Annotated in this window: 14 protein-coding genes; 8 read left to right on the forward strand and 6 right to left on the reverse strand. The window is 67.0% G+C overall.

Features of this window, described 5'->3' with window-relative positions:
• Window positions 1–24 precede the first annotated feature (24 nt).
• From C1A30_RS05995 to C1A30_RS06005, 3 genes are all read right to left on the reverse strand, one after another.
• Window positions 25–489 (reverse strand): peroxiredoxin, encoded by a 465-nt coding sequence (locus C1A30_RS05995; RefSeq protein WP_101947285.1) that lies wholly within the window; start codon window positions 487–489, stop codon window positions 25–27.
• The gene (locus C1A30_RS06000; protein WP_067811650.1) at window positions 489–914 is read right to left on the reverse strand and encodes a DUF3052 domain-containing protein; all 426 of its coding nucleotides are present in this window, start codon (window positions 912–914) and stop codon (window positions 489–491) included. The genes C1A30_RS05995 and C1A30_RS06000 overlap by 1 nt, the downstream gene beginning before the upstream one ends.
• Window positions 915–1018: 104 nt before the next feature.
• Complete coding sequence (locus C1A30_RS06005) at window positions 1019–1522, reverse strand: hypothetical protein (RefSeq protein WP_235009708.1); 504 nt, start codon at window positions 1520–1522, stop codon at window positions 1019–1021.
• A gap of 221 nt (window positions 1523–1743) precedes the next feature.
• Here C1A30_RS06005 and aceE point away from each other — a divergent pair, with 221 nt between their 5' ends.
• Complete coding sequence (aceE, locus tag C1A30_RS06010) at window positions 1744–4533, forward strand: pyruvate dehydrogenase (acetyl-transferring), homodimeric type (protein ID WP_101947286.1); 2790 nt, start codon at window positions 1744–1746, stop codon at window positions 4531–4533.
• Between the two features lie 67 nt (window positions 4534–4600).
• Here the strand turns inward: aceE and C1A30_RS06015 are convergent, their stop codons facing one another.
• Complete coding sequence (locus C1A30_RS06015; RefSeq protein ID WP_101947287.1) at window positions 4601–5440, reverse strand: DUF559 domain-containing protein; 840 nt, start codon at window positions 5438–5440, stop codon at window positions 4601–4603.
• Between the two features lie 163 nt (window positions 5441–5603).
• Here C1A30_RS06015 and C1A30_RS06020 point away from each other — a divergent pair, with 163 nt between their 5' ends.
• The 7 genes from C1A30_RS06020 (at window position 5604) to C1A30_RS06050 (ending at window position 13458) form a co-directional block, all read left to right on the forward strand.
• Window positions 5604–6845 (forward strand): CdaR family transcriptional regulator, encoded by a 1242-nt coding sequence (locus tag C1A30_RS06020; RefSeq protein ID WP_101947288.1) that lies wholly within the window; start codon window positions 5604–5606, stop codon window positions 6843–6845.
• Between the two features lie 160 nt (window positions 6846–7005).
• Window positions 7006–7932 carry an ACP S-malonyltransferase gene (locus C1A30_RS06025; RefSeq protein WP_101947289.1) on the forward strand — a complete coding sequence of 309 codons (927 nt, stop codon included), beginning with the start codon at window positions 7006–7008 and terminating at the stop codon, window positions 7930–7932.
• Between the two features lie 82 nt (window positions 7933–8014).
• Window positions 8015–8314: a meromycolate extension acyl carrier protein AcpM gene (gene acpM, locus C1A30_RS06030; RefSeq protein WP_015307814.1), complete on the forward strand. Its 300-nt coding sequence runs from the start codon at window positions 8015–8017 to the stop codon at window positions 8312–8314.
• Window positions 8311–9561, forward strand: coding sequence for a 3-oxoacyl-ACP synthase KasA (gene kasA / locus C1A30_RS06035; RefSeq protein WP_101947290.1), 1251 nt, complete (start codon window positions 8311–8313; stop codon window positions 9559–9561). The genes acpM and kasA overlap by 4 nt, the downstream gene beginning before the upstream one ends.
• 24 nt (window positions 9562–9585) lie before the next feature.
• Entirely contained in the window at window positions 9586–10848 is a 1263-nt protein-coding gene (gene kasB, locus C1A30_RS06040; RefSeq protein WP_101947291.1) for a 3-oxoacyl-ACP synthase KasB, read from the forward strand.
• A 17-nt stretch (window positions 10849–10865) separates the two neighbouring features.
• Entirely contained in the window at window positions 10866–12287 is a 1422-nt protein-coding gene (locus C1A30_RS06045; RefSeq protein WP_101947292.1) for an acyl-CoA carboxylase subunit beta, read from the forward strand.
• A gap of 88 nt (window positions 12288–12375) precedes the next feature.
• Window positions 12376–13458 (forward strand): VIT1/CCC1 family protein, encoded by a 1083-nt coding sequence (locus tag C1A30_RS06050; protein WP_101947293.1) that lies wholly within the window; start codon window positions 12376–12378, stop codon window positions 13456–13458.
• A 172-nt stretch (window positions 13459–13630) separates the two neighbouring features.
• On the opposite strand, the gene C1A30_RS06055 is transcribed toward C1A30_RS06050, so the two are convergent.
• Both C1A30_RS06055 and C1A30_RS06060 read right to left on the reverse strand, forming a co-directional pair.
• Window positions 13631–15169, reverse strand: a complete 1539-nt coding sequence (locus tag C1A30_RS06055; protein ID WP_101947294.1) for a glycerol-3-phosphate dehydrogenase/oxidase — start codon at window positions 15167–15169, stop codon at window positions 13631–13633.
• Complete coding sequence (locus C1A30_RS06060) at window positions 15166–15750, reverse strand: TetR/AcrR family transcriptional regulator (RefSeq protein ID WP_101947295.1); 585 nt, start codon at window positions 15748–15750, stop codon at window positions 15166–15168. The genes C1A30_RS06055 and C1A30_RS06060 overlap by 4 nt, the downstream gene beginning before the upstream one ends.
• Window positions 15751–15755: the final 5 nt, after the last annotated feature.

The raw sequence follows: 15755 nt of genomic DNA on the forward strand, positions 1-15755 counted from the left end.
CGATGACCTGCAGGTGGAAATCGATCAGCGTGGCCGCAGCGCCGTCAGCGCGGCCTTCCACACCCCCTGATCGCGGGGCTCCCCCGGCTGCTTCATCTCCGCGAACCGGATGACGCCCGAGCGGTCCACCACGAACGTGCCGCGGTTGGCGAAGCCGGTGACGTCGTTGAACACGCCGTAGGACTGTGCCGTCGCGCCGTGCGGCCAGAAATCCGACAGCACCGGAAAAGTGAAGCCGCTCTGCGTCGCCCAGATCTTGTGCGTTGGCGGCGGGCCCACCGAGATCGCCAATGTGGCCGTCTCGTCGTTCTCGTAGTCCGACAGGTGATCGCGGATCTCGTCGAGCTCGCCTTGGCAGATCGAGGTGAATGCAAGCGGAAAGAACACCAGCAGGACGTCCTTCTCGCCACGGAAGCTGCTCAGGCCGACGGACTGCCCGTTCTGGTCCTTGAGCGTGAAGTCCGGCGCCTGACTACCGACTTCGAGCACTACCTTCTGCCGGCCGCTTTGGACTTCGGCTGCACCAACCTGCTCGCGATCCAGTCGCCGAGGTTGGCCGACGATGTCTGCATCAGGCCGGCCGTCGGCGCCGATTCGGCGATCTCGGCCGGTTGCACATGGCCCGGTTTGCCCGTCTTCGGGGTGACCACCCAGATGACGCCGTCGTCGGCGAGCGGGGTGATCGCGTCCATCAGGTTGTCGACGAGGTCGCCGTCGCCATCACGCCACCACAACAGGACCACATCGATGACCTCGTCGGCGTCCTCGTCGAGCAGCTCACCGCCGCACGCCTCTTCGATGTCGGCCCGGATGTCGTCGTCGACGTCGGAGTCCCAGCCCAACTCCTGCACAACCTGATCTTTTTGGATGCCCAGTCTGCGGGCGTAGTTCGGGGCGTCATCCGCCGCGACCACGGTCGGTCCTCCTTCAGCCAGCTCGAAGCGCACGTTGCGCCCGGGGATGTATCAAGCCCTATCGTCGCACGCCGGGGCTCAAACATTGACCACTGGCGGCAGGTTCATCGATATGCCGCGTCGCAAAGGTTCAGTGCGGTGGTTTTCGTGTCGTTGAGCTTGGTGATCGCCGCGTTGAACTCGTCGGGCCCGTAATTGCCCGCAATCGCGGCCGCGAGGCCCCTCGCCGCATCGACCCACGCGTTGAGCGCGTCGCGCAGATTCGGGGCCAGTGCGTCCGACAGGCTGCCCGCCACGACGTCGGCGCTGTGGTTGAGCGCGTCGACCGCCGGTTGCGCCTTGGCGGTGGCGTCGGCGGCGTTGCGGTTGAAGGCGTCGACGTAGTTGTTCACCGCGGTGATCGCGTCCACGCTCGACGAACTCAGCGCCTCACACGAGGTGTGGATCGCCTGCGTGGTGAGCGACGCCTGCCGTTCGGACTCGCGGGCGCTCGAACTGGACGCCGACTCCTCGATGGACGCCGAGACCGACGCCCGATACACCGGGGCGTCGGCGCGGTCGATCTGCACTGAGCCCCGGGTGACGCTGGTGCAGCCCACGATGACCATCGCGATGACCGCCAGGATGCCGATCACCAGGGCAGCGATTCGCAGCCGGTTGCGGGACTGCCCAGCGATCAGCACGGGTGCAGACGTTACCGGTTTGGACCCGGGATCGCGGGTTCATTCCACTCCACACCCCCGGCAGTGCAAGTGGGGCACGATGGGACAAAGATAGAGGCAGCTACGCCGATCGCGTAGCACCCACACCGCCTGACAAGGAGCGGAAGTTGACCACCGAGTTCGTGCGCCAAGACCTGGCTCAAAACTCCAGCACCACAGCCGAACCCGACCGGGTTCGAATCATTCGCGAAGGGGTCGCGTCATACCTCCCGGATATCGATCCCGAGGAGACCGGCGAATGGCTGGAATCGTTCGACGAGTTGCTGGAGCGGTCGGGTCCCGCCAGGGCGCGTTACCTGATGTTGCGGTTACTGGAACGCTCCCGCGAACAGCGAGTTGCCATTCCGGCGCTGACGTCCACCGACTACGTGAACACCATCCCGACCGAACTCGAGCCGTGGTTCCCCGGCGACGAGGACGTCGAGCGACGGTACCGGGCATGGATCCGGTGGAACGCAGCCATCATGGTGCACCGCGCGCAGCGGCCGGGAGTCGGTGTGGGAGGCCACATTTCGACGTACGCGTCGTCGGCGGCGCTGTATGAGGTCGGCTTCAACCACTTCTTCCGCGGCAAGTCGCATCCCGGCGGCGGCGATCAGGTCTTCATTCAGGGCCACGCCTCGCCCGGCGTCTACGCCCGCGCGTTTCTCGAGGGCCGGCTAACAGCCGACCAACTGGATGGTTTCCGTCAGGAGCACAGCCATCCGGGTGGCGGACTGCCGTCGTACCCGCATCCGCGGCTGATGCCCGACTTCTGGGAGTTCCCCACGGTGTCGATGGGCCTGGGCCCGATGAACGCGATCTTCCAGGCCCGGTTCAACCACTATCTGCACGACCGCGGCATCAAGGACACCTCCGACCAACACGTGTGGGCGTTCCTCGGCGACGGCGAGATGGACGAACCGGAGAGCCGCGGCCTGATCCAGGTGGCCGCCAACGAGGCGCTGGACAACCTGACCTTCGTGATCAACTGCAACCTGCAGCGCCTGGACGGCCCGGTGCGCGGCAACGGCAAGATCATCCAGGAGCTGGAGTCGTTCTTCCGTGGCGCCGGCTGGAACGTCATCAAGGTGGTGTGGGGCCGCGAATGGGATGCGCTGCTGCACGCCGACCGCGACGGCGCGTTGGTCAACTTGATGAACACCACCCCCGACGGCGACTACCAGACGTACAAGGCCAACGACGGCGCCTACGTCCGCGACCACTTCTTCGGCCGCGACCCGCGCACCAAGGCGTTGGTCGAGAAGATGTCGGACAGCGAGATCTGGAACCTCAAGCGCGGCGGCCACGACTACCGCAAGGTGTATGCGGCCTACCGGGCGGCCGTCGAGCACAAAGGCCAGCCGACGGTGATTCTCGCCAAGACCATCAAGGGCTACTCGCTGGGCGCCCACTTCCAGGGCCGCAACGCCACCCACCAGATGAAAAAGCTTGCGATAGAAGACCTCAAGTTCTTCCGCGACGCCATCCGCATTCCGGTCAGCGACGAGGAAATCGAGAAGAACCCGTACCTGCCGCCGTACTACCACCCCGGCCCGGAGGCGCCCGAGATCCGCTACATGCTCGAACGTCGTCGGGCGTTGGGCGGGTTCCTGCCCGAGCGTCGCACCAAGTCCAAGGCGCTGACGCTGCCCGGCCGCGACACCTACAAGGCGTTGAAGAAAGGTTCGGGCACCCAGGAGGTCGCCACCACCATGGCGATGGTGCGGACCTTCAAAGAGTTGTTGCGGGACAAGGAGGTTGGGCCACGCATCGTGCCCATCATCCCCGACGAGGCACGCACGTTCGGGATGGACTCGTGGTTCCCGAACCTGAAGATCTACAACCGCAACGGCCAGCTCTACACCAGTGTGGACGCCGAATTGATGTTGGCGTACAAGGAAAGTGAAATCGGCCAGATCCTGCACGAGGGCATCAACGAGGCCGGCTCCACGGCGTCGTTCACCGCGGCGGGCACGTCGTACGCGACGCACAACGAGCCGATGATCCCGATCTACATCTTCTACTCGATGTTCGGATTCCAACGCACCGGCGACGGTTTCTGGGCCGCGGCCGACCAGATGGCGCGCGGCTTCGTGTTGGGCGCCACCGCGGGACGCACGACGCTGACCGGTGAAGGTCTGCAGCACGCCGACGGGCATTCGCTGCTGCTGGCGTCGACCAATCCGGCGGTGGTGGCCTACGACCCGGCGTTCGCCTACGAGATCGCCTACATCGTCGAGAGCGGCCTGCACCGGATGTACGGCGAGAACCCGGAGAACGTCTACTTCTACATCACCATCTACAACGAGCCCTACGTCCAGCCCGCCGAACCCGAAGGCCTCGACATCGAGGCGCTGCTGCGCGGCATCTACCGCTACCGCAAGGCACCCGAGGCGCGCACCCACGTCGCGCAGATCCTGGCGTCGGGCGTGGCGATGCCCGAGGCGCTGCGGGCTGCGGATCTGCTCGCCGAGGAGTGGGACGTCGCCGCCGACGTGTGGTCGGTGACCAGTTGGAATGAGCTCAACCGCGACGGTGTGCAGATAGAGAAGGAAAAGCTGCGCCATCCCGAGCGGCCCGCGGGCACCCCGTTCGTCACGACCGCGTTGGCCGACGCGGCGGGCCCGGTGGTGGCGGTGTCCGACTGGATGCGCGCGGTGCCCGAGCAGATCAGGCCGTGGGTGCCGGGCACTTACATCACCCTCGGCACCGACGGCTTCGGCTTCTCCGACACCCGCCCAGCGGCGCGCCGGTACTTCAACACCGACGCCGAATCGGTGGTCGTCGGGGTGCTCGAGGGCCTGGCCCGCGACGGCAACATCGACGATTCGGTGGCCGTCGAGGCGGCGCGCAAGTACAAGATCGACGACGTGATGGCAGCCGGCGTGTCGTACAAGGACACCGGCAGCGCCTGACCGCGACTCACCACTGCGCCGAGTGCGCCGAGGCTACGGTTTCTGACGGATTTCGCGCCGAACCGCATCAGAAACCGTAGTCTCGGCGATCGCGCGCTGCCCGTACCCGCCGCAAGATCCCGGGCCGGTCGTATCGCAGCTGTCGCGAGCTGACCCGCACGATGATCCAGCCTTGTTCGGCAAGGAATTCCAGCCGTTCGATGTCGTCGGCATAGTCGTCGGGATTCTCGAAGTGCTGTTCGCCGTCGTACTCCACGCCGACCTTGATGTCGGGCCAGCCCATGTCGACGCGCCTGGGGCCGACGGCGATCTGAGTGACCGGCCGGGGCAGCCCGTCGCGCACCAGCAACAGCCGCAGTTCCGTTTCCTTCGGCGACTCGGCGCCGCCGTCGGCGAGGTCCAGCGCGCGGTGTAGCCGACGGATGTGGCGTGCCCCGGGATAACGTGCGGCGATCTTCTGGACCTCCTCCACCGTGCATCGGGTCGCGTTGAGCAGGGCGTCGATTCGGATGATCGCCGCATCGCCCGCGACGCGACGGCCGATGTCGTAGGCGGTACGCGCGGGCGTGGTGCAGTCGACGCTTTGCCGCAAGCAGATCTCGTCGTCGGCGATCGACCCGGTGAACACCGCGATCCCTTGCGGCGAGGGCTGCCGAATGCGCGCCAGTTCGGCAGGCACGTTGTTGGGCAGATACTTCGCGCCGTGCATCGCAGCCGCGGAGTGTCCGATGAGCGTGGCCTTGCGACGCGACCACAACCAGGCCGCCCTGGCCCGGTCGGCTGCCGTCAACTCGACACCCTTCCGGGCGTACACGTTGTGATGCAGCTTGACGAATTGGGTGCGCAGCATCTGCCGCGTCACCAGTCCTGCGGCCATGGCTTCGCTGCCCACGATGAGATCGTCCACACCAATTAGGTGCGCGAGAGCCGCTCACGGTTCCCTCTGCGCCGCGAAACTACGGAAAATGACGGCAAACGGCGCGTTTTGCGTCAGAAACCGTAGTCTCGGCGCGAAGGGGCGCGGACAGGCGTTGGAGGTTTCCTCCAGAAGAGTCGCGTAGCCTTTGGGGATGACCGACAACCGGTTCATCCCGCCGAAGTCCACCGTCGAGGTACTGCAGAGCGTGCCCGAGTCGGTGCTGCGCCGGCTGAAGCAGTACTCGGGCCGACTGGCCACCGAAGCGGTGCGCGCGATGGAGGAACGGCTGCCGTTCTTCGCAGACCTCGAGGCCTCGCAGCGCGCGAGCGTGCAGTTGGTGGTGCAGGCCGCGGTGGTCAACTTCGTCGAGTGGATGCGCAATCCGCAGAGCAACGTCAGCTACACCGCGCAGGCCTTCGAGGTGGTGCCCCAGGATCTGCGGCGGCGCATCGCGCTGCGTCAGTCGGTCGAGATGGTGCGCATCACGATGGAGTTCTTCGAGGAGGTGGTGCCGCTGCTGGCCCGCTCCGAAGAACAGCTGACCGCGCTGACGGCCGGAATCCTGCGCTACAGCCGGGATTTGGCGTTCGCCGCCGCGACCGCGTACGCCGACCAGGCGGAGGCCCGCGGCGCGTGGGACACCCGGATGGAGGCCAACGTCGTCGACGCGGTGGTGCGCGGGGACACCGGTCCGGAGTTGCAGTCGCAGGCCGCCGCGCTGAACTGGGACGCGACCGCGCCCGCGACGGTGATCGTCGGGCTGCCCCAGCCCGACCGGATCGACCTCACCAGCGACGACGTCCACGACGTCGTTCAGCGCAACGGCCGCGCCGCGCTGTCGGATGTGCACGGGACGTGGCTGGTGGCCATCGTCTCCGGCGCGCTCGCCCCGACGGACAAGTTCTTGGCGGAGCTGCTCGGAGTATTCGCCGACGGACCCGTCGTGATCGGGCCGACCGCGCCGACGCTCGGCGCCGCACACATCAGCGCCACGGAGGCGATCGCCGGCATGAACGCCGTCGCCGGCTGGAGTGGCGCGCCGCGACCGGTGTCGGCGCGCGAGTTGCTACCGGAACGTGCGCTGCTCGGCGATGCGACCGCGATCGCGGCCCTGGAAACCGAGGTCATGAGGCCGCTCGCCGACGCAGGCCCGGCGCTGACAGAGACGCTCGATGCGTACTTGGACTCCGGCGGGGCCATCGAGGCCTGCGCCCGCAAATTGTTCGTTCATCCAAATACCGTGCGCTACCGGCTCAAACGCATCGCCGATTTCACGGGCCGCGATCCCACCCTTCCTCGTGACGCTTACGTGCTGCGGGTGGCCGCCACAGTGGGCCGGTTGGGCCGCCATGCGTACCATCCGAGCACGGCAAACGCGCCGAGCGAGGTCTGACAGGCACACGTCGCAGTCCAGTGAGCGAAGGCAAAGGTTGCGGAGCGGTATCGATGGAGTCGCATCACATGCTGTTTTGTGGAGGACCTACAAAAACATAAGACGAGGTTCATAATCTCTTACACCGTCCGAAACCGTCTTCACAGTGTTTTCTTAATTCGTGCCTCAAAAAACTGCGCTCGCGTTGCTTGCGCCCGGACAGGGCTCCCAGACCCCCGGCATGCTGACCGCGTGGCTCGAGCTGCCCGGCGCCGCCGAGCGCCTCGCCGCCTGGTCCGAGATCAGCGGGCTTGACCTCGCCCGTCTTGGCACCACCGCCACCGCCGAGGAGATCACCGATACCGCGGTGACCCAGCCGTTGGTGGTGGCAGCGACGCTGCTGGCCCACGAAGAACTCACCCGGCGCGGGCTGTTCGCCGACAGGGACGTCATCGTCGCGGGCCACTCGGTCGGCGAGATCGCGGCGTACGCGATCGCCGGTGTCATCTCCGCCGATGACGCCGTCAAGCTGGCCGCCACCCGCGGTGCGGAGATGGCCAAGGCCTGCGCGCTGGAGCCCACCGGAATGTCTGCGGTGCTCGGCGGCGACGAAGCCGAGGTGCTGGCCCGCCTCGAGGCGCTCGACCTTGTTCCCGCCAACCGCAACGCCGCGGGCCAGATCGTGGCCGCGGGCGCGCTGTCCGCACTCGACAAGCTCGCCGAGGATCCGCCCGCCAAGGCGCGGGTCCGCCAGCTGGCCACCGCGGGCGCGTTCCACACGCACTACATGGCGTCGGCCACCGACGGCTACCGCGCGGCAGCCGAGGGCGTAACAACCGCCGAGCCGAACGCGACACTCCTCTCGAATGCCGACGGCCAGCCGGTCGCTTCGGCCGCAGACGCGATGACGAAGTTGGTGAACCAGCTGACTCGTCCGGTGCGGTGGGATTTATGCACCGAGACCATGCGTCAAAAGAATGTGTCGGCGATCGTCGAGTTCCCGCCCGCGGGCACCTTGGCCGGAATCGCCAAACGCGAACTTCGGGGGGTGCCGACGCACGCCGTCAAGTCTCCCGCTGATCTGGACGGGCTCGCAGGACTTTCTTGAGAGCGCCTGAGCCAGTTACAACCACATAACGATCGACCCAGTCCGAATTTCAAGCAGTATCAACCAATTAGAAGGAGCCATCGTGGCCACCACCCAGGAAGAAATCATCGCCGGCATCGCCGAGATCATCGAAGAGGTCACCGGCATCGAGCCGTCTGAGGTCACCCCTGAGAAGAGCTTCGTCGACGACCTGGACATCGACTCGCTGTCGATGGTCGAGATCGCCGTGCAGACCGAGGACAAGTACGGCGTGAAGATTCCGGACGAGGACCTTGCTGGCCTGCGCACCGTCGGTGACGTCGTCGCCTACATCCAGAAGCTCGAGGAAGAGAACCCCGAGGCCGCGGCGGCCATCCGGGCGCAGATCGCGGAGACCAAGTGACCAAGCCTTCCACTGCTAACGGCGGTTTCCCCAGTGTTGTGGTGACCGCCGTTACGGCAACCACCTCGATCTCTGGGGATATCGAGAGCACGTGGAAGGGCTTGTTGGCCGGTGAGAGCGGCATCCACGTACTCGAGGACGAGTTCGTCACCAAGTGGGATCTGCCGGTTCGCATCGGCGGCCATCTGAAGGATCCCGTCGACGATCACATGGGCCGGTTGGACATGCGGCGGATGTCGTATGTCCAGCGGATGGCCAAGCTGCTCGCGGGTCAACTCTGGGAGACCGCGGGCAGTCCCGAGGTCGACCCGGACCGCTTCGCGGTGGTCCTCGGCACCGGTCTGGGTGGCGGCGAGAAGATCGTCGAGACCTACGACGCGATGAACGAGGGCGGCCCCCGGAAGGTGTCGCCGCTCGCCGTGCAGATGATCATGCCCAACGGGGCGGCAGCGGTGGTCGGGCTCCAACTCGGTGCCCGTGCCGGTGTCATCACCCCGGTGTCGGCCTGCTCGTCGGGTTCGGAGGCCATCGCGCACGGCTGGCGACAAATCGTCATGGGTGACGCGGATTTCGCCGTTGTCGGCGGTGTCGAGGGCGGCATCGAGGCGCTGCCCATCGCGACGTTCTCGATGATGCGCGCCATGTCGACACGCAACGACGATCCCGAGGGCGCATCGCGTCCGTTCGACAAGAACCGCGACGGGTTCGTCTTCGGTGAGGCCGGCGCCATGATGATCATCGAGACCGAGGAGCACGCCAAGGCGCGCGGCGCCAAGCCGCTGGCAAGGCTCATGGGTGCGGGCATCACGTCCGACGCGTTCCACATGGTGGCTCCGGCCGCCGACGGGGTGCGCGCCGGTCACGCGATGAAGCGTGCGATCGAGACCGCGGGGCTTGACCCCAAGGACATCAGCCACGTCAACGCCCACGCGACCGCGACCCCGATCGGGGACACGGCCGAGGCGAACGCCATCCGGGTTGCCGGTGTGGAGCACGCCGCGGTGTACGCGCCGAAGTCGGCGCTCGGCCACTCCATCGGAGCGGTCGGCGCGCTGGAATCGGTATTGACGGTCCTGACCCTGCGCGACGGGGTGATCCCGCCGACGTTGAACTACGAGACCCCCGATCCCGAGATCGATCTCGATGTCGTTGCGGGCGAGCCTCGGTATGGCGAATACCAGTACGCCATCAACAACTCGTTCGGATTCGGCGGTCACAATGTCGCTCTGGCGTTTGGTCGTTACTAAGCGAGAGGAACCTTCGGAGCTGTAATGGCAGGACGCACACAGCTAACGACGGGGAATGGTTTCCCCAACGTGGTCGTCACCGGTATCGCGATGACGACCGCCCTGGCAACCGACGCTGAAGGCACGTGGCAGAAGCTGCTCGACGGGCAAAGCGGTATCCGCAAACTCGAGGATCCGTTCGTCGAGCAGTACAACCTTCCTGTCCGGATCGGTGGCCATCTTCTCGAGGACTTCGACTCCGAGCTCTCCCGTGTGGAGTTGCGGCGGTTGTCGTACCTACAGAAGATGTCCACCGTCCTCGGGAGGCGGGTCTGGGAGAACGCCGGTGCGCCGGAGGTCGACTCCCGCCGGTTGATGGTCTCCATCGGCACGGGCCTCGGTTCGGCCGAGGAGTTGGTCTTCGCCTACGACGACATGCGGGCGAAGGGCATGCGGGCGGTGTCGCCACTCGCGGTGCAGAAGTACATGCCGAACTCCCCCGCAGCCGCCGTCGGCCTGGAACGTGCCGCCAAAGCCGGTGTCATCACGCCGGTTTCGGCGTGTGCGTCAGGTTCGGAGGGCATCGCCCACGCGTGGCAGCAGATCGTGCTTGGCGAGGCGGACATCGCGATCTGCGGTGGCGTGGAATCGAAGATCGAGGCGGTGCCGATCGCGGGATTCGCGCAGATGCGAATCGTGTTGTCCACCACCAACGACGACCCAGCCGGCGCATGCCGTCCGTTCGACAGGGACCGCAACGGGTTCGTGTTCGGCGAGGCCGGAGCGCTGATGGTGATCGAGACCGAGGAACACGCCAAGGCGCGCGGTGCGAACATCCTCGCCCGACTGATGGGCGCCAGCGTCACCTCGGACGGGTACCACATGGTGGCCCCCGATCCCAACGGTGAGCAGGCGGGTCACGCGATGTCGCGTGCCATCCAGCTCGCGGGCCTGCGGCCCACCGACATCGACCACGTGAACGCACACGCCACCGGAACCTCGGTCGGCGACGTGGCCGAGTCGAAAGCGATCAACAATGCGATGGGCGGCCACAAGCCCGCCGTGTACGCACCGAAGTCGGCCCTTGGCCACTCGGTCGGCGCGGTCGGTGCGGTCGAATCCATCCTGACTGTTCTGGCGCTGAAGAATGGGGTCATTCCCCCGACGCTGAACTTGAAGAATCTCGACCCGGAGATCGACCTGGACGTCGTACACGGCGGCCCGCGACCCGGCAATTATCAATACGCAGTGAACAACTCGTTTGGATTCGGTGGGCACAACGTGGCGCTCGCCTTCGGGAAGTACTGAGAAACCAGGAGACCTCGATGACGATCATGGCCCCGGAGGCAACCAGCGAATCGTTGGATCCCCGCGATCCGCTGTTGCGCTTGAGCACGTTCTTCGACGACAACAGCGTCGAACTGCTGCACGAGCGAGACCGCTCCGGCGTGCTGGCCGCGGCAGGCACCGTCAACGGCGTGCGCACCATCGCGTTCTGCACCGACGGCACAGTCATGGGCGGCGCCATGGGTGTCGAGGGCTGCAGGCACATCGTCGACGCCTACGACACCGCGATCGAGGAGCAGAGCCCCATCGTGGGTATCTGGCATTCCGGTGGCGCGCGACTGGCTGAGGGCGTCAGGGCGCTGCACGCGGTCGGCTTGATGTTCGAGGCCATGATTCGCGCGTCGGGGTACATCCCGCAGATCTCGGTGGTGGTCGGCTTCGCGGCGGGCGGCGCCGCCTACGGGCCCGCGCTGACCGACGTCGTGGTGATGGCACCCGAGGGCCGGGTGTTCGTCACGGGACCCGACATCGTTCGCAGCGTCACCGGCGAGGACGTCGACATGGCGTCGCTCGGCGGCCCGGACACCCACCACAAGAAGTCCGGCGTGTGCCACATCGTCGCCGACAACGAGCTGGGTGCGTACGACCGTGGTCGGCGCCTGGTCCAATTGTTTTGCCAGCAAGGGCATTTCGACCGCAGCAAGGCCGAGTCGGGCGACACCGACCTGCATGCGCTGCTGCCGGATTCGGCGCGACGCGCCTACGACGTGCACCCGATCGTCGAGGCCCTGTTGGATGCCGACACGCCGTTCGAGGAGTTCCAGGCCAAGTGGGCGCCGTCGATCGTGGTGGGCCTTGGCCGGTTGTCCGGTCGCACCGTCGGCGTCATCGCCAACAACCCGCTGCGCCTCGGCGGCTGCTTGAACTCCGAAAGTGCCGAGAAGGCCGCACGTTTCGTGCGGCTGTGCGACGCGTTCGGTATCCCGCTGGTCGTCATCGTCGACGTACCGGGCTACCTGCCCGGCGTCGACCAGGAGTGGGGCGGCGTGGTGCGCCGCGGCGCCAAGCTGCTGCACGCGTTCGGCGAGTGCACCGTTCCGAGGGTCACGCTGGTCACCCGCAAGATCTACGGCGGTGCCTACATCGCGATGAACTCGCGGTCGCTGAACGCCACCAAGGTGTTCGCGTGGCCGGACGCCGAGGTCGCCGTGATGGGCGCCAAGGCCGCGGTCGGCATCCTGCACAAGAAGAAGCTGGCCGCCGCACCCGACGACGAGCGTGAGGCGCTGCACGAGGAGTTGGCGGCCGAGCACGAAAAGATCGCCGGTGGCGTGGATTCCGCCATCGAGATCGGTGTCGTCGACGAGAAGATCGACCCGTCGCACACCCGCAGCAGGCTGACCCAGGCGCTGGCCGAGGCGCCGCAGCGCCGCGGCAGGCACAAGAACATCCCGCTGTAATTGCGGCGAGCAGTCGCAAAATGCCCCGCACGCCCGGCGTGTCGGGGCATTTTGCGTCTTGTCGTCACCAAACGGGAATGATCGACTGATGGACACCGAAAGCCGGCCGAGACCGTCCGATCTGCGTCGCTGGCGACAACACCTGGCCAACGAACGCGCCGAAGCCGACGTCTACCGAGGCCTGGCGCAGCGTCGGACGGGTGAAGAGCGCACCATCCTGCTCAGCCTGGCCGAGGCCGAGCGCCGCCACGAACAACACTGGCTGAACCTGCTCGGCGACGACGTCGGGAAGCCGCGCCGCGCTGATCTGCGTACCCGCCTGCTCGGCTTTCTGGCCAGGCACTTCGGCTCGGTGTTCGTGCTGGCCCTCGCCCAGCGGGCCGAGGCACGCTCCAGCTACGACACGGACGCAGACGCAACGGCCACCATGGCCGCCGACGAGCGCATCCATCTGGAGGTGGTGCGCGCCATGGCGACCCGCGGCCGCAACCAGCTGTCGGGCACTTTCCGCGCGGCGGTGTTCGGCGCCAACGACGGGCTGGTCAGCAACCTGGCCTTGGTCCTTGGCATCAGCGCGGCGGGCGTGTCGAACCACACGGTGCTCATCACGGGCCTCGCCGGGCTGCTCGCGGGCGCGCTGTCGATGGGCGCCGGTGAGTACGTTTCGGTGACGTCGCAGCGTGAACTGCTCGAGGCCTCCACACCCAGCCCGGAAGCCGGTGCGGCGCTACCGGAGTTGGACGTCAACGCCAACGAGCTGGCACTCGTCTACCGCGCCCGCGGGATGACCGAAGAGGACGCGACCAATCGCGCTGCCCAGGTGCTGGCCAGCCTTCCGGCAGGCGGTGGTCACAGTCGGCTCGGCGCACCGGATGCCGACAGCCATGAAGCCGTCGGCACCGGGCTTCGCGCTGCGGTCTCCAGCTTCAGCTTTTTCGCCTCAGGGGCGTTGATCCCGGTATTGCCGTACCTGTTCGGGCTGCAGGGCACCGTCGCGGTGGTCGTGGCGGCCGCGCTCGTCGGAATCGCTTTGCTGGCAACGGGAGTCGTCGTCGGACTGCTGTCAGGTGGTCCCCCGGTGCGCAGGGCGGTGCGTCAGCTCATGATCGGTTACGGCGCCGCCGCCGTCACCTACCTGTTGGGGTTGCTGTTCGGCACGGGCGCGTCCTAGCCGCCGGTTCGCGAAGTACAACGCCACCACCACCGCCCACGACAGCAGGCTCAACAGCAGCTGGGAGCCGAAGTTGGCGCTGGGACAGGGCTTTCTTCAGCGTGGCTGTAGCTGTTGGGTCGTCATCCGTCGTTCGCTCTATGGACGCCTGATTGCCCGTTCAAAGGCACGTCTATGCCTGCTGGGCCAGCAGCTCCTCCGCCGCGGCCGCGGCACGGGCCCGATCTGAGGCCACCAAGCCGATGCGGGTGCGTCGATCCAGGATGTCGTCCACGGTCGTCGCGCCTTCGTGAGTGATTGCGTATTCGAATTCCGCACGGGTGACGTCGATACCCTCGGCCACCTGCTCGGTCGGCCGTTCGCACGAGGCCGCGGCAATCACGTTCGGCGCCTCCGCGCCGTAGCGGGCGACCAGCGAGCTCGGCAATTCGACCGGGGACCTCAGCGTGGCAACGGGATTCGCCCGGGCGCCCACCAGCGGCAGATTGCGGGTCCGGCACGGCGTGGCGGGCAGCGCCCGCAACGCGATCGCACGGTCGAGCACGTCTTCGGCCATGAACCGGTATTCGGTCAGTTTGCCGCCGATCACGCTGATCACGCCCGAGGGCGACTCGACGACGGCGTGTTCGCGCGAGACGTCGGCGGTGCGGCCGTGACCGGTGTCGATGAGCGGTCGCAGGCCGGCGTACGCGCCGATGACATCGGCTGGCCCGAGGGCGGTTTCGAGCGCGGTGTTGACGGTGTCCAGCAGGAAGGTGATCTCGTCCCGCGTGGGTTCGGGGACATCGGGAATCGGTCCCGGCGCGTCCTCGTCGGTCAGCCCGAGGTACACCCGGCCGAGTTGCTCGGGCATCGCGAACACGAACCTGTTGATCTCACCCGGAATCGGAATAGTCAGCGCCGCAACGGGATTGCCGAATGCCGCGGCGTCGAACACCAGATGGGTGCCTCGGCTGGGCCGCAGCCGGATCGATGGGTCGACCTCGCCCGCCCACACGCCGCTGGCGTTGATGACCGCGCGCGCGGTGACGTCGAACGACTCGCCGGAGCGTTGGTCGGTCAACGTCACCGACGTGCCCGTCGCGTTCGACGCGGCCACCCGCGTCAGGATGCGCGCACCGTGTTGTGTCGCCGTACGCGCCACCGCAGTGACGAGCCTGGCGTCGTCGATGAGTTGGCCGTCGTAGGCGAGCAGTCCGCCGCTCAAGCCGTCCCTGCGCACAGCTGGCGCCATGGCGATCGCCTTGGCCGCGTCGATCCAGCGTGAGCGCGGTAACGTCGACGACGGCGTGCCAGCCAGCTTGCGCAACCCGTCTCCGGCCGCGAAGCCGAAACGCACCAAAGCCCTTGACGCCGTGTTCATTTCGGGTAGCAGCGGGACCAGCTGCGGCATGGACTTGACGAGGTGCGGCGCGTTTCGGGTCATCAGGATTCCGCGTTCGATGGCGCTGCGGCGCGCGATGCCGACGTTGCCCGTCGCGAGATAGCGCAGCCCGCCGTGCACGAGCTTGGAACTCCATCGGCTGGTGCCGAACGCCAGGTCGTGCTTCTCCACCAGCGCGACGCGCAGACCGCGGGTGGCGGCGTCCAGCGCGATGCCGGTGCCGGTGATGCCGCCACCGATCACGATCACGTCGAGCGACGCGCCGTCGGCGAGGGCCGCGAGGTCGGCCGCGCGGCGGGCCTCGTTGAGTGCGGTGGAACCGGTCATGGCCTCAGGTATCCGTCCACGCAGTGCGCGAGTTCGACATCGAGCGCGTCGGCGTCGAGGATCGGCGCGACGATGGCGCCGGATTGAATCGTCGACCGGGCGACCAGCAGGCACATCGCCGCGAGCTGACGCGGTTCGCCCGGTCGCACGCTGCCCTCTTCCTGCGCGAGCTTGATGTCGGCGGCCAACGTGTCGATCAGGATCTGCTGACTGGTGCCCAGTCGCTCGGTCAGATAGACCATCGTCAGATCGGGCGCCTTGCGGAAGACCGCCATCACCACCTCGTCCTCGCGCAAGCGGACGCCGACGCCGACGACGCGCTCCACCACCGCCGCACGGCCGACCCCGCGACTCGGCACGGCGTCCAACGCCGCGAGGATCCGGGTGGTCAGCAGGGCGGCCAGCACAGAACGGATGTCGGGCCAGCGCCGGTATACCGTCGGCCTGCTGACCCGCGCGCGGCGGGCGATCTCCGCGAGCGTCACTCGCTCCAAGCCGTAGGCGACCACGCAATACGCCGCCGCCTCGAGGATGCGGTCGCCCATCGCGGACGAAGAGGAGTCGTTACTGATTGACACCATGTGTA

This window comes from Mycobacterium sp. 3519A (assembly GCF_900240945.1).
Lineage (GTDB): Bacteria > Actinomycetota > Actinomycetes > Mycobacteriales > Mycobacteriaceae > Mycobacterium.